We start from the raw sequence: 14,296 nt of genomic DNA, 5'->3' as shown, positions 1-14,296 counted from the left end.
ACGGGCGATAATTTTAGCGGGCCGACCCGGTCAGCCTGAGAACGCAGCGATCTTCGGGATTGTCCCGCGACCGCCCCCCCCCGATTCCGCAGCCCCATGACCCTCTCCGTCTCCGTCGCCCTCTGCACACACAACGGCGCCCGCTACATCGGCGAGCAGATCCGCAGCATCTGCCTCCAGACCCAGCCGCCCTCGGAAATCGTCCTGTCCGACGACGCCTCCACCGACGGCTGCGTCGAGTTGGCGCAGGCCGCTCTCAATGCCTGCCATTCCGAGCGTCCCGGCCTGTCGATCCGCTTGCGGCCGATCCGCAACGTCAAGGCCCTGCGCGTCACCAAGAATTTCGAACAGGCCGCCAGCGCTTGCACCGGCGACCTGATCGCCCTGAGCGACCAGGACGACGTCTGGCATCCGGAGCGCCTGGCACGGATGGTGGCCGAGTTCGGCCGGCGCCCGGACCTGCTGCTGCTTCACACCGACGCCCGCTTGGTTGACGGTGCCCTCCAGGATCTCGGCCAATCGCTGTTCCATGCGCTGGAGGCCAAGCCTTTCGAGCGCGCCTGGATCCATGGTGGTCGCGCTTTCGACGTCTTCCTGCGGCGCAACCTGGTGACTGGCGCGACCACCTTGTTCCGGCGTTCCTTGCTCGTGCGGGCCGCGCCTTTCCCCAGGGAGTGGCTGCACGACGAGTGGCTGGGCATCGTCGCCGCCGCGATCGGCCAGGTCGACATGCTCGAAGAATCGCTGATCGACTACCGGCAGCACGAGAGCAACCAGATCGGCGCCCGCCGCGACAGTTTCATGGGCAAGGTCCGCAAGGCCCTGGCGTCGCGTGGCACCACCCACCACGAGCGGGCCCGGAAGGCCGAACTGCTGCTCGAACGGCTCCTGTCGCTGGGCGACCAGGTCGCTCCGGCTACCATCCAGAAGCTGCGTGACAAGATCGAGCACCAGCATTTCCGGGCCGCGTTGCCGGCGTCGCGGGTGGCACGCTGCCTGCCCGTGCTGCGCGAGGCCATGACCGGTCGCTACGAAAAGTTCGGCCGCGGCGTGCGCGGCGTTGTCCGCGATCTGTTCGAATCCGTTTGAAAAACCACCTGGCCGCGCCCGATGCACGACAACAAGAAAGACGACCCCATTCCCGCGTCCAGACCCTCGACGGTTGTGATCCGCCACCTCTGGAAGGCCTGAACGGATGTCCATCACCTCCGCCTTGGCCGCGCAGGCCCGTCGTGCCTGGCGGATGGCCCAGGTTCTGCCCGCGGCGATCTACAAGGGTGGCGGCGTGAGCGGCATGCTGGGGCGGAGCTGGCTGATCTTCAGGCGGTCCGGTTGGCGAGGGCTGAAGACCTCGGTGGGCATCCTCGTGCGCGGCGAGGGCCCGCCGCGCATGGCGGATGCCGATACCCTGGATCGCAAGCACTACAGCGAATGGGTCAAGCGCTACGACACGCCGACCGACAGCCTGCGTGCCGCGATGCGGGAGCGCATCGCGTCCATGGGCAACACGCCTTTGATCTCGGTCGTCATGCCCGTCTACGACGTCGACCCGAGCTGGCTGCGCGAAGCGATCGAATCCGTGCGCCGGCAGATCTATCCGCATTGGGAGCTGTGCATCGCCGATGACGCATCGCCGAGCGAGGCGACGCGCGCCTTGCTGAAGGAGTACGCCGCGCTCGACGCTCGCATCAAGGTTGTCTTCAGGCCGCGCAACGGGCATATTTCCGCTGCGTCGAATAGTGCGCTCGAACTGGCCGCCGGACCCTGGATCGCCCTCATGGATCACGACGACCTGCTTGCCGAGCACGCCCTGTTCTGGCTGGCGGACGCCATCGACCGCCACCCGAACGCGCGCCTGATCTACTCCGACGAAGACAAGATCGACGGGCGGGGCGTGCGCTCGGCGCCGAACTTCAAGCCGGACTGGAACCTCGATCTGTTCCGGTCGCAGAACATCTTCTCGCACCTCGGGGCCTTGCGCACCGATCTGGTCCGGGAGGTGGGCGGCTTCCGGGTCGGGCTGGAAGGCGCGCAGGACTACGACCTCGTGCTGCGCTGCATCGAGCATGTCGCCCCAGCACAGGTGCATCACATTCCGAGGGTGCTCTATCACTGGCGTGTCCATGCCGCGAGCACCGCCACATCCATCGAGGCCAAGCCCTATGCCCAAGAGGCGGGCGCGCGGGCGCTGAACGAGCACTTCGCCCGTACCGGCGTGCGCGCCAAGGCCGAATGCACCCGCGATGGCTACCGGGTGCACTACGAGCTGCCTGATCCGCCGCCGCTGGTGTCACTCATCATTCCGACCCGGAATGCAGTCGAACTGGTGAGGCAGTGCATCGAGAGCATCCAGCGCAAGACGACCTATCCGCGCTACGAGATCATCCTGGTCGACAACGGATCGGACGATCCGGCCGCGCTCGACTATTTCCGCCAGCTCGGGCAGCAGCCGGGCGTTCGCGTCATCCGGGACGACCGGCCGTTCAACTACTCGGCGCTCAACAACGCGGCCGTCGAATCGGCCAGTGGCGAACTGGTGGGCCTGGTCAACAACGACATCGAGGTGATCTCGCCGGATTGGCTCTCGGAGATGGTCTCCATCGCGCTGCAACCCGGCGTGGGCGCCGTGGGCGCGCGGCTCTGGTACCCGGACATGCGGCTCCAGCACGGGGGGATCATCCTCGGGATCGGCGGCATCGCGGGGCATTCCCACAAGCGCCTTCAGTCGGGTGATGCGGGTCATTTCCAGCGCGCCGTCGTGGTCCAGTCGCTGGCCGCCGTCACTGCCGCCTGCATGGTGGTGCGCAAGGACATCTATCGGTCGGTGGGAGGGCTCGACGAAGAGCACCTGCAGGTCGCGTACAACGACGTCGATTTCTGCCTGCGTGTGCGTGAGGCGGGCTATCGGAACGTCTGGACGCCGCATGCGGAGCTGATTCACCACGAGTCGGCGACGCGCGGCGATGACGCCGCGGCGGACAAGCAGGCACGCTTCGTCGCCGAAGGCCAGTACATGCAGCGGCGCTGGGGCGAGGCACTGGCGGCAGATCCTGCCTACAGCCCGAACCTCACACTGATATTCGAGGACTTCAGCTACGCCTGGCCGCCGCGCGTGCCGCCGCTGGCGCCACCCACCAGCCTCCGGTAGCGCCAGAACGCGGCCGAACTCCACACCTTCAACAGGCTGGTCACGTGCCAGTACAGGTGCCGGTGGCTGGTGCGGCTGGCGCGTTGGGCGTCGTGCCGGGCCAGCAGGTCTTCCGCCACCTGCAGCTTCCAGCCCGCGAGCTGGGTGCGGGCGCAGATGTCGAAATCTTCCCCGTACATGAAGAAGCGCTCGTCGAAGCCGCCGATCTCGCGGTAGGCGTCGCTGCGGAACAGCATGAACAGCCCCGGGATCCAGTGCGGCACCGCGGGGCGCTGGTAGCCGGGCCGCCGGCGCACCAGGATCTCGTGCGGCGTGATGATCGCCCGGTGCTGCTCGGGCTCGTCCTTGCCGGGCTCGAGGATGCGCGGCGTCAGCAGGCCGCTGTCCGGCCGCGCCTGGGCGACCAGCGGCGCCAGGATGTCGCGATCGAAGCGGATGTCCGGGTTCAGCACCAAGAACCAGGGCGTCGCGCAGTGGCCGAAGGCCTGGTTGTGGTTGGCGCCGAAGCCCATCGGGGCCGGATTCTCGATCCGCTCGACCTCGAAGCCCCAGTGCAGGCCCGCCAGCGCGTCGGTCTCGGGGATGTTGATCGTCAGCACCACCTTGGCGACCGTGCCGCGGCTGAAGCGGTCGAGTTCCTCCATCAGGGGGCGCACCAGGTCGAGCTGGCCGTGGCTCACGATCGACACCGTGATGGAGGCTGGGGAAGAGGGGGGCATCGGCATGGTCTAATTTCGTCCGGGAATTCTAGGGTTCCCTACACCACCCCATGATTGCCCTGATCGTCATCAGCTTCCTCTTCTCCGCCTTCGCGGTGCAGCTGTTCATGCGCCGCGCCCGCCGGCATGCACGTCGCTACGGCGCCGACATGCCGCAGCGCTTCCACAAGGGGCACGTGCCGCGGCTGGGCGGGGCCGGCATCTTCATCGGCACCGGCGTCGCCTGGCTGGTCGCGGGCATCGGCTCGGACCCGTTCAATGTGTCGTGGCCGCTCAAGAGCTCGACGCTGACGCTGCTGTGCATCGCGCCGGCTGTCCTCGGCGGCATCATCGAGGACGTGACCCAGCAGGTGTCGGTGCGCTACCGGCTCAGCCTGACCATCGGCTCGGCGCTGCTGCTGTGCTGGGTGCTGAACCTGGGCCTCGCGCGGGTCGGCATCCCGGCCGTCGACGGCTGGCTGCAGGCCATGCCCTTTGCCGCGATCGTGTTCGCCGCCCTGGCCATCGGCGGCCTGCCGCACGCCTTCAACATCATCGACGGCTACAACGGCCTGGCCGGCACGGTGGCGGTGCTGGTCTGCCTGGCGATTTCGCACGTGGCGCTGCAGGTCGGCGACCGGCAGCTCGCCGCCATGGTGATCTGCCTGGTCGGCGCCACGCTCGGCTTCCTCATCTGGAACTATCCGCGCGGCAAGATCTTCGCCGGCGACGGCGGCGCCTATGTCTGGGGCATGGTGATCGCCATCGCCGCCGTCACGCTGGTGCAGCGGCACCGCGTGGTCTCGCCCTGGTTCCCGATGCTGCTGCTGATCTACCCGGTCTGGGAGACGCTGTTCTCGATCTACCGCAAGATGGCGCGCGGCCAGTCGCCGGGCACGGCGGACGCGCTGCACTTCCACCAGCTGATCTTCCGCCGCATCGTGCGCGTGGCCTTCGCCGACGACGAGGCCCGGCAGCTGTTGGCGCGCAACAACCGCACCTCGCCGTACCTGTGGATCTTCGCGGCGCTGACCGTGGTGCCGGCAGTGCTGTTCTGGAACAACACGCTGGTGCTGATCGCCTTCTGCGTCCTGTTCGTGGCCACTTACGTCGCCGCCTACCTGATGATCGTCCGGTTCAAGGTGCCGCGCTGGCTGCGGCCGTAACCTCGGCGTCGCCGAGTTCCGCCACAATCCGGAAATTCGTCTTTTCCATCGCTCGCCATGACTGATCCCGTCCTCAACATCCCCCCGCGCGACAAGGCCGAGATCCTGGCCCAGGCGCTGCCCTACATCCGCAAGTTCCACGGCAAGACCATCGTCATCAAGTACGGCGGCAATGCCATGACCGACCCCGAGCTGCAGGCCGACTTCGCCGAGGACGTGGTGCTGCTCAAGCTGGTCGGCATGAACCCGGTGGTGGTGCATGGCGGCGGCCCGCAGATCGAGGCGGCGCTCAAGAAGCTCGGCAAGACCGGCCACTTCATCCAGGGCATGCGCGTGACCGACTCCGAGACCATGGAAGTGGTCGAGTGGGTGCTCGCCGGTGAGGTTCAACAGGACATCGTGGGTCTGATCAACCAGGCCGGCGGCAAGGCGGTGGGCCTGACCGGGCGCGATGGCGGACTGATCCGGGCCCAGAAGCTCAAGATGGCCGACCGCAACGATCCCAACCTCGAGCACGACGTCGGCCAGGTCGGCGACATCGTCTCGATCGACCCGAGCGTGGTCAAGGCGCTGCAGGACGACGCCTTCATCCCGGTGGTGAGCCCGATCGGCTTCGGCGAGAACAACGAGAGCTACAACATCAACGCCGATGTCGTGGCCGGCAAGCTGGCCACCGTGCTGCAGGCCGAAAAGCTCATGATGCTGACCAACACCCCCGGCGTGCTCGACAAGAACGGCACGCTGCTGACCGACCTGAGCGCCCGCGAGATCGACGAGCTGTTCGCCGACGGCACCATCTCCGGCGGCATGCTGCCGAAGATCGAGGGCGCGCTCGACGCCGCCAAGAGCGGCGTCAACGCGGTCCACATCATCGACGGCCGCGTGCCGCACGCGATGCTGCTGGAAATCCTCACCGACCAAGCCTACGGGACGATGATCCGCGCCCGCTGAGGGGGCCGGGCGAGGCTAGCTTTCGTAGCCCCGCGGGTTGGCTTGCTGCCAGCGCCAGCTGTCGGCGCACATCTGGTCGATGCCGCGGCGGGCCGTCCAGCCGAGCGTGGCTTGCGCCAGTGCCGGATCGCCCCAATAGGCCGGGACGTCGCCGGGGCGGCGCCCGCCGATCTCGTAGGGGATGGAGTGGCCGCAGGCCCGCTCGAAAGCCTTCACCACCTCGAGCACCGATGCTCCCCGGCCGGTCCCCAGGTTGAGCGTGGCGAGTCCTGGCTGGCTTTCGGCATGCCTCAGTGCCGCCACGTGGCCCTCGGCCAGGTCCATCACGTGGACGTAGTCGCGCACGCCGGTGCCGTCGGGCGTCGGGTAGTCGCCGCCATGCACCGCGAGCTTGTCGCGCAGGCCCACCGCGACCTGGCTGACGAAAGGCATCAGGTTGTTGGGCCGTCCCTGCGGGTGCTCCCCGATCAACCCGCTCTCGTGCGCGCCCACGGGATTGAAATAGCGCAGCAGCGCAATCCGCCATGTCGGATCCGAACGCTGAAGGTCGCCCAGCGCCTCTTCGACCATCAGCTTCGAGCGGCCGTACGGATTGGCCGGTCGGCGTGGCGCGTTTTCCGGGATCGGCGAGTGATCCGGCTCGCCGTAGACTGTCGCCGACGACGAGAAGATCAGCGTGCGCACCCCGGCGGCCTGCATTGCCGCCGCCAGCACGAAACTCCCGTGCACGTTGTTGTCGTAGTAGGCGAGCGGGTCGGCCACCGAATCGCCGACCGACTTGAGGCCGGCGAAGTGGATCACGCCGGCGATCGGCTGTTCGGCGAAAAGCCGATCCAGCAAGGCCCGGTCGCGAACATCTCCCTCCACGAAGCGCGGCGGGCTGCCGATGATGCGCGCCAGCCGCTCGAAGACCCGGGCATCGCTGTTGCAGAAGTTGTCGAGCACCAGCGGCGCATAGCCGGCAGCGGCCAGCGCGACGCAGGTGTGGCTGCCGATGAATCCGGCGCCGCCGGTCACGAGAATCGTTTCGCTCATGGTCTTTCTTGTGTCGGAAGCGTGAATGATTTGTCGATTCTGCGCGACAGACAGGGCTTGCCCGGTTGGCGCACGCTAACGTTCCCGTGCGAGAATCATTTTTTTACATTTTGCACGCGCCCATGCAGAACGACGAGCCGAGCGCCTCTGGCGCCACAAGCAGTTCAGAACCGGTGGCCGCACCGACGCGCAAGCGCCCCAAGCCGGGCGAGCGGCGCGTGCAGATCCTGCAGGCCCTGGCCGCCATGCTCGAGCAGCCCGGTGCCGAGCGCGTCACCACGGCCGCGCTGGCCGCACGGCTGGAGGTCAGCGAGGCCGCGCTGTACCGTCATTTCGCCAGCAAGGCGCAGATGTTCGAGGGCCTGATCGATTTCATCGAGCAGAGCGTGTTCACGCTAATCAACCAGATCGTCGAGCGCGAGGCCCCGGGCCACGAGCAGGCCGCGCGCATCGTCGCGATGCTGGTCCAGTTCGCCGAGAAGAACCCCGGCATGACCCGGGTCATGGTGGGCGACGCGCTGGTGTTCGAGAACGAGCGGCTGCAGAGCCGGATGAACCAGTTCTTCGACAAGATCGAAGCCACGCTGCGCCAGTCCTTTCGCGACGGGGCGCAGGTCGACGGCTCCGCCACCCCCACCCTGGACGCGCAGGTGCGCGCCTCGGCGCTGACCGCCTTCGTGGTCGGGCGGCTGCAGCGCTTCGCGCGATCGGGCTTTCGCCGGGCGCCGTCCGAGCACCTCGATGCCTCGGTGGCGTTGATGCTGCCAAGCTGAACACCGTGCGAGGCGGTGGCCTCGCGCCGGGCGTCGCGCCGCGATGCCCGATCCGGCTATGCGCGGCATAGAGAGGCCCTATTCGCAGCCGGCCGGTTCTGCCACAGAATGCTCCTCCGATCCTCATCGTAGAACGTAGGAGAACCCCATGAGCAGCGAAAAGACCGAAGCCAAGTGCCCGTTCAGCCCGGCCGCGGGCGGCACGACGAACCGTGACTGGTGGCCCCAGCAGTTGCGGCTCGACCTGCTCCACCAGCATTCGTCCAAGTCCGACCCGATGGGTGAGGGCTTCGACTACGCCGCCGAGTTCAAGACCCTTGACCTGGCGGCGCTGAAGAAGGACCTCGCCGACCTGATGACCGATTCGCAGGACTGGTGGCCGGCGGATTTCGGGCACTACGGGCCCCTGTTCATCCGCATGGCCTGGCACAGCGCCGGCACCTATCGCATCGGCGACGGACGGGGCGGCGCCGGCCGCGGCCAGCAGCGCTTCGCGCCCCTGAACAGCTGGCCGGACAACGTCAGCCTCGACAAGGCGCGCCGGCTGCTCTGGCCGGTCAAGCAGAAGTACGGCAAGAAGATCTCCTGGGCCGACCTGATGATCCTCGCCGGCAACGTCGCGCTCGAAACCATGGGTTTCAAGACCTTCGGCTTCGGCGGCGGCCGCGCCGACGTGTGGGAGCCTGACCAGGACGTGTACTGGGGTCGCGAGACCAAGTGGCTCGGCGGCGATATCCGCTACGCCCAGGGTTCGCCGGGCGTCGACGAGCCGCACGGCGTGCTCGTGAAGGACGACGACAGCCAGGTGCCGCACTCGCGCAAGCTCGAGAACCCGCTCGGCGCGGTGCAGATGGGCCTGATCTACGTCAATCCCGAAGGTCCGGACGGCAACCCCGATCCGATCGCGGCCGCCTACGACATCCGAGACACCTTCGGACGCATGGCAATGAACGACGAGGAAACCGTGGCGCTGATCGCCGGCGGCCACACCTTCGGCAAGACGCATGGCGCCGGCCCTGCGTCCAACGTCGGGGCCGAGCCCGAAGCCGCCGGCCTCGAGGCCCAGGGCCTCGGCTGGGCGAACAGCTTCGGCACCGGCCGCGGCGGCGACACGATCACCAGCGGCCTGGAGGTCACCTGGACCACCACGCCGATCCAGTGGAGCAACAACTTCTTCTGGAACCTGTTCGGCTACGAATATGAGCTGAGCAAGAGCCCGGCGGGCGCGCAGCAGTGGGTGGCCAAGGGCGCCGGCGCGACCATTCCGCATGCCCACGACCCGTCGAAGAAGCTGGTCCCCACCATGCTGACCACAGACCTGTCGCTGCGCTTCGACCCGGCCTACGAGAAGATCTCGCGCCGCTTCATGGAGCACCCCGACCAGTTCGCCGATGCCTTCGCCCGCGCCTGGTTCAAGCTGACCCATCGCGACATGGGGCCGCGCGCCCGCTACCTGGGGCCGGAGGTGCCGGCCGAAGAGCTGATCTGGCAGGACCCGGTTCCTCCGGTCAACCATCCGCTGGTCGACGAGAAGGACGTCGCGGCGCTGGCCAAGAAGGTGCTGGCATCGGGGCTCACCCCGGCGCAGCTGGTCTCGACCGCCTGGGCGTCGGCCTCCACCTTCCGCGGCTCCGACAAGCGCGGCGGCGCCAATGGCGCCCGGATTCGCCTGGCGCCGCAAAAGGACTGGGACGTCAACCAGCCCGAGCAGCTGACCAAGGTCCTGCAGGCGCTGGAGGGGATTCGCACCGAGTTCAACGGGGCGCAGACGGACGGCAAGAAGATCTCGCTGGCCGACCTGATCGTCCTGGCCGGCGGCGCGGCCGTGGAGCAGGCGGCGCGCGACGGCGGTCACGAGGTGCGGGTTCCCTTCACGCCGGGGCGCACGGATGCGCTGCAGGCGCAGACCGACGCCGAGTCGTTCGCGCCGCTGGAGCCAGTCGCCGACGGCTTCCGCAACTACGTGAAGGCCGGGGTGGCCGGGCCGGCCGAGGTGCTGCTGGTCGACAAGGCACAACTGCTGACCTTGACGGCGCCCGAGATGACGGTGCTGGTCGGCGGCCTGCGCGTGCTGGGCGGCAATGCCGGCCAGTCCCGCGACGGTGTCTTCACCGACAAGCCGGGCACCTTGAGCAACGACTTCTTCGTCAACCTGCTGGACATGGGCACGGAGTGGAACGCGGACTCGGCCGGCGCCGCGTTCCAGGGCCGCGACCGCAAGACGGGCGAGCTCAAGTGGACCGGGTCCCGCGTCGACCTGGTCTTCGGCTCGAACGCGCAGCTGCGCGCCATCGCCGAGATCTACGCCAGTTTGGACTCGAAGAAGAAGTTCGTCGACGACTTCGTGGCGGCCTGGACCAAGGTGATGAACCTCGATCGCTTCGATATCTAGGCCGGCGCCGGGCCGCCCCAAGGCGGCCTGCGGCCCCCTCGGGGGGCAGCGACCCACACGCAGTGGGGGAGCGTGGGGCCTATAGCATTTGCTTGGCTTGCTTGAGCACGAAGTCACAGGCCTTGCGCGTGACTTCCTGCTTCAGGCCGCCGCCGGTCAGGTCCATCTTCTTGCCGTCGGTGCCGGTCAGGATGCCCTGCGCGCCGTCCACGTAGCCGAGGTCCGACGCCGGCTTGCCGCCTGGGATCTTGCCCATCAGCTGGTCCTTCACGGCCGTGGTGGCGCTGTCGGCGCTCAGGTAGTTGTTCTTGAGGCAGTACTCGATCACGCCGGCGGCGTTGCCGAGGCTGCCCGAGGCCATGCCGCCACCGCCGCCGGCCAGGCCCTTGAGCATGTCCAGCGACTGGGCCTGGACGAAGCCGGCGCTGCCGAGCAGCAGGGCGATGGCGCTGACGCGCATGAAGCGTTGTCTGGTGGTGTTCATGTCGGCTCCTTGTACTTTGCGAACAGTTGGGGAAACCATAGCGCAAGCCCAAGGCCGGGCGAAGACGACATTGAAACAGTTGGTGGGCCCTAACCGCCGGTGGCACCGACCGTGACACCGACCTTGCGTCCCGCCTCCACGATCTCGCTCCAGGTCGCATCGTCGAGCCAGATGCCCTCGCGCTCGCGCGCCGCCCGCGCCTTGCGCTCGGGCTCGCCGGCGATCTGCACGGCCTCGAAGCCGGCGCCCGGCGGGCTCTGGCGAAGCCAGTCGACGAAGGCCGTCGCTTCCTGCTCGAAGCTCGCCTGCGTGCCGAGTTTGGCCGGGTCGATCAGCACCACCAGCATGCCGTTGAGCACGGTGCGCGCGGTGTCCGCCGGCCGGTGCCAGGTGCCGCTGCCGGTCAGTGCGCCGCCGAGCAGCTCGCAGGCCACCGCCATGCCATAGCCCTTGTGCTCGCCGAAGGTCATCAGGGCGCCGAACAGGCCGTTGCTCTGCGGCACCACCACCACGCCCGGGTCGTCGGTCGGTGCGCCATGCTCGTCGATCAGGTGGCCCGGCGGCACGCGCTCGCCCTTGTTGTAGGCCACGCGCATCTTGCCCTGCGCCACCCGGCTGGTCGCGAAGTCGAGGATGAAGGGCTCGGCCCCTGCCAGCGGCACGCCGATGCAGCAGGGGTTGGTGCCGAAGCGGCCGTCGCCGCCGCCCCAGGGCGCGACCACCGGCCGCGACAGCACGTTGACGAAATGCATCGCCACCAGCCCCTGGGCCACCGCCATCTCGGCGAAATGGCCGATGCGCCCCAGGTGGTGCGCGCTGGCCAGCGACACGATGCAGCTGCCATGCTGCTTGGCCCGCGCAATGCCGAGCTCCATCGCCTGCACGCCGACGATCTGGCCGAAGCCGTGCTGGCCGTCGAGCGAGAGCAGGGCGCCGGTGTCGAGGATGATTCGGGCCGCGGCATTGGGCACCAGGCCGCCCTCGGCGATGGCGTCGACATAGCGCGGCAGCATGCCGACGCCGTGCGAATCGTGGCCGCTCAGGTTGGCCAGCACCAGGTTGGCGGCGACCTGCTCGGCCTCGGCCGGCGTGCTGCCGGCGGCGGCCAGGATGCGGGCGACCTCATTTCTCAGGCGGCCCGGCTCCAGTGTTTGGGACATGTGATTCAAACTCCCTTGGCGTTGAGGGTGATGGCGTAGAGCGAACTCGTGGCGCAGATGAAGAGCCGGTTGCGCTTGGGGCCGCCGAAGCAGACATTGGCCACGCGCTCGGGCAGCAGGATCTTGCCGATCAGGCTGCCGTCGGGGTGCAAGGCATGCACGCCGTCGGCGGCGCTGGTCCAGATGCGGCCCTCGGTGTCGAGCCGGAAGCCGTCGAACAGCCCCTGCGTGCATTCCGCGAACAGGCTGCCGGCACCCAGCCGCCGGCCATCGCTCGCGACCGCGAAGCGGCGGATGTGGCGCGGCCCGTCGTCCGCATGGCTGGCGCCGGTGTCGGCGATGTAGAGCATCGATTCGTCGGGCGAGAAAGCCAGCCCGTTGGGCTTGACGAAGTCGTCGGCGACGAGGTCGACCGCGCCGCTGTCCGGGTCGATGCGGTACACGTTGCAGGCGCCGATCTCGCTGTCGGCGCGCAGTCCTTCGTAGTCGCTCAGGATGCCGTAGCTCGGGTCCGTGAACCAGATGCCGCCATCGGAGTGCACCACGACGTCGTTCGGCGAGTTGAGGCGCTTGCCTTGCCAGTGCGAGGCCAGCACCGTGAGGCTGCCGTCATGCTCGGTGCGCGTCACGCGCCGCGTCAGGTGCTCGCAGCTGACCAGCCGGCCCTGGCGGTCGACCGTGTTGCCGTTCGAATTGTTGGACGGTTCGCGGAACACGGCCACGCCGCCGTTGCGCTCGTCGAAGCGCATCATGCGGTTGTTCGGGATGTCGGACCACACCAGTGTGCGGTGGGCGCCGAACCAGGCCGGCCCCTCGCACCAGCGGGCGCCGGTCCAGAGCCGCTCGACCTTCTCGGGACCGGGCACGAGGCGGTTGAAACGGGCGTCGAATTTCTCGATGCCGCAGCCGTCCAGCGTGCCGAAGGGTGGTTGAGTGAAATGCGACATGGCTACATCACCGCGCCGACCTGCCAGGGCACGAACTCGTTCTGCCCGTAGCCATGGCGCTCGCTCTTCGAGGGTTCGCCCGAGGCGGTCGCCAGCACCATCTCGAAGATGCGCTGGCCCATCTCCTGGATCGACACCGTGCCTTCGACGATCTCGCCGCAGTTGATGTCCATGTCTTCTTCCTGGCGCTGCCAGAGCGCGGAATTGGTCGCCAGCTTGAGCGACGGCGAAGGCGCGCAGCCATAGGCCGAGCCGCGGCCGGTGGTGAAGCAGATGATGTTGGCGCCGCCCGCGACCTGGCCGGTGGCGCTGACCGGATCGTAGCCCGGCGTGTCCATGTAGACGAAGCCGTGCGCGGTCACGGGTTCGGCGTATTCGTAGACCGCCTCGAGGTTGCTGGTGCCGCCCTTGGCCACGGCGCCGAGCGACTTCTCGAGAATCGTCGTGAGCCCGCCGGCCTTGTTGCCGGGCGAGGGGTTGTTGTTCATCTCGCCCTCGTTGATCGCGGTGTAGTGCTCCCACCAGCGGATCCGCTCGACCAGCTTTTCGCCGACCTCGCGCCGCACGGCGCGGCGGGTCAGCAGGTGCTCGGCGCCGTAGACCTCCGGCGTCTCGGACAGGATCGCCGTGCCGCCGTGCGCCACCAGCAGGTCGACCGCGGCGCCCAGCGCCGGGTTGGCGCTGATGCCCGAGTAGCCGTCGGAGCCGCCGCACTGCAGCCCGATCGTGATGTGGGCCGCGCTCAGCGGCTCGCGCCGCACGGCATTGGCGCGCGGCAGCATCTCGTTGATCAGCGCCACGCCCTTCTCGACCGTCTTGCGCGTGCCGCCGGTGTCCTGGATGTTGAAGACGCGGAAGTTCTCGCCTTCGCTCAGGTGGCCGGTGGCCAGCCAGGCGTTGATCTGGTTGGCCTCGCAGCCCAGCCCGACCACCAGCACGGCGGCGAAGTTGGGGTGCGTCGCGTAGCCCGTGAGCGTGCGCTCGAGCAGCTGCATGCCCATGCCGCCGGTGTCCATGCCGCAGCCGGTGCCGTGGGTGAGCGCGACCACGCCGTCCACGTTCGGGTAGTCGGCCAGCGCCGCCGGATTGGTCTTGCGCGAGAAGTGGTCGGCAATGGCGCGTGCCGCCGTGGCCGAGCAGTTGACGCTGGTCAGCACGCCGATGTAGTTGCGTGTGGCGACGCGGCCGTCGGCCCGCTTGATGCCCATGAAGGTGGCCTCGCGCTTCGGCGGCGGCGCCTTCACGTCGGCCCCGAAGGCGTAGTCACGCTCGAAGTGGCCCTTGTCGGGGCCCATGTCGAGGTTGTGCGTATGCACGTGTTCGCCGGGCGCGATCGGCTTGCTGGCGAAGCCGATGATCTGGTTGTAGCGGCGCACCGGGTCGCCTTGCGCGATGGCGCGCACCGCGATCTTGTGGCCGGGCGGGATCAGGCCGCGTGCCGTCACGCCCTCGACCGGCGTGCCGCCGACCAGCTGGCCGCGCGCGATCACGACATCGTCGGCGGGGTGGAGTCGAATGAAGGGGTTCATCGTGGGGGTCCTT

12 protein-coding genes are annotated in these 14,296 nt (G+C 68.3%); 6 read left to right on the top strand and 6 right to left on the bottom strand.

The genetic code is table 11. From position 1 onward, the window contains the following. Positions 1-96: 96 nt before the first annotated feature. Together QTI17_RS15255 and QTI17_RS15250 are read left to right on the top strand one after the other, a co-directional pair. Positions 97-1,089 (top strand): glycosyltransferase family 2 protein, encoded by a 993-nt coding sequence (locus QTI17_RS15255; protein WP_286534113.1) that lies wholly within the window; start codon positions 97-99, stop codon positions 1,087-1,089. A 106-nt stretch (positions 1,090-1,195) separates the two neighbouring features. After that, entirely contained in the window at positions 1,196-3,148 is a 1,953-nt protein-coding gene (locus QTI17_RS15250; protein ID WP_503011054.1) for a glycosyltransferase family 2 protein, read from the top strand. Here the strand turns inward: QTI17_RS15250 and QTI17_RS15245 are convergent. After that, complete coding sequence (locus QTI17_RS15245; protein ID WP_286534111.1) at positions 3,094-3,873, bottom strand: glycosyltransferase family 2 protein; 780 nt, start codon at positions 3,871-3,873, stop codon at positions 3,094-3,096. The two genes, QTI17_RS15250 and QTI17_RS15245, sit on opposite strands and share 55 nt — an antisense overlap. Before the next feature lie 44 nt (positions 3,874-3,917). On the opposite strand from QTI17_RS15245, the gene QTI17_RS15240 reads away from it, so the two are divergent. Together QTI17_RS15240 and argB are read left to right on the top strand one after the other, a co-directional pair. Beyond that, positions 3,918-5,012 (top strand): MraY family glycosyltransferase, encoded by a 1,095-nt coding sequence (locus QTI17_RS15240; RefSeq protein WP_286534110.1) that lies wholly within the window; start codon positions 3,918-3,920, stop codon positions 5,010-5,012. 57 nt (positions 5,013-5,069) lie between these two features. Continuing rightward, entirely contained in the window at positions 5,070-5,963 is an 894-nt protein-coding gene (argB, locus tag QTI17_RS15235) for an acetylglutamate kinase (protein ID WP_286522163.1), read from the top strand. 15 nt (positions 5,964-5,978) lie between these two features. Here the strand turns inward: argB and galE are convergent, their stop codons facing one another. Beyond that, the gene (galE, locus tag QTI17_RS15230) at positions 5,979-6,998 is read right to left on the bottom strand and encodes a UDP-glucose 4-epimerase GalE (protein WP_286534109.1); all 1,020 of its coding nucleotides are present in this window, start codon (positions 6,996-6,998) and stop codon (positions 5,979-5,981) included. A 122-nt stretch (positions 6,999-7,120) separates the two neighbouring features. On the opposite strand from galE, the gene slmA reads away from it, so the two are divergent. Both slmA and katG read left to right on the top strand, forming a co-directional pair. Further along, entirely contained in the window at positions 7,121-7,771 is a 651-nt protein-coding gene (gene slmA, locus QTI17_RS15225) for a nucleoid occlusion factor SlmA (protein ID WP_286534108.1), read from the top strand. A 148-nt stretch (positions 7,772-7,919) separates the two neighbouring features. Beyond that, positions 7,920-10,163, top strand: a complete 2,244-nt coding sequence (gene katG / locus QTI17_RS15220; RefSeq protein WP_286534107.1) for a catalase/peroxidase HPI — start codon at positions 7,920-7,922, stop codon at positions 10,161-10,163. Between the two features lie 79 nt (positions 10,164-10,242). Here the strand turns inward: katG and QTI17_RS15215 are convergent, their stop codons facing one another. The 4 genes from QTI17_RS15215 to QTI17_RS15200 all read right to left on the bottom strand — a co-directional run bounded on the left by QTI17_RS15215 (position 10,243) and on the right by QTI17_RS15200 (position 14,283). Then, the gene (locus tag QTI17_RS15215) at positions 10,243-10,647 is read right to left on the bottom strand and encodes a DUF2501 domain-containing protein (protein WP_286534106.1); all 405 of its coding nucleotides are present in this window, start codon (positions 10,645-10,647) and stop codon (positions 10,243-10,245) included. 89 nt (positions 10,648-10,736) lie between these two features. Next, positions 10,737-11,807: a malate/lactate/ureidoglycolate dehydrogenase gene (locus QTI17_RS15210; RefSeq protein ID WP_286534105.1), complete on the bottom strand. Its 1,071-nt coding sequence runs from the start codon at positions 11,805-11,807 to the stop codon at positions 10,737-10,739. A gap of 5 nt (positions 11,808-11,812) precedes the next feature. Then, positions 11,813-12,754 (bottom strand): SMP-30/gluconolactonase/LRE family protein, encoded by a 942-nt coding sequence (locus QTI17_RS15205; protein WP_286534104.1) that lies wholly within the window; start codon positions 12,752-12,754, stop codon positions 11,813-11,815. Between the two features lie 2 nt (positions 12,755-12,756). Then, the gene (locus QTI17_RS15200; RefSeq protein WP_286522177.1) at positions 12,757-14,283 is read right to left on the bottom strand and encodes a UxaA family hydrolase; all 1,527 of its coding nucleotides are present in this window, start codon (positions 14,281-14,283) and stop codon (positions 12,757-12,759) included. Positions 14,284-14,296 lie beyond the last annotated feature (13 nt).

The sequence above is a fragment of the Variovorax sp. J31P179 genome, from assembly GCF_030316985.1.
GTDB lineage: Bacteria > Pseudomonadota > Gammaproteobacteria > Burkholderiales > Burkholderiaceae_C > Variovorax > Variovorax ginsengisoli_B.
The sequence above is the reverse complement of the archived record's forward strand: the minus strand, read 5'-3'. Positions and strand labels throughout refer to the sequence as shown.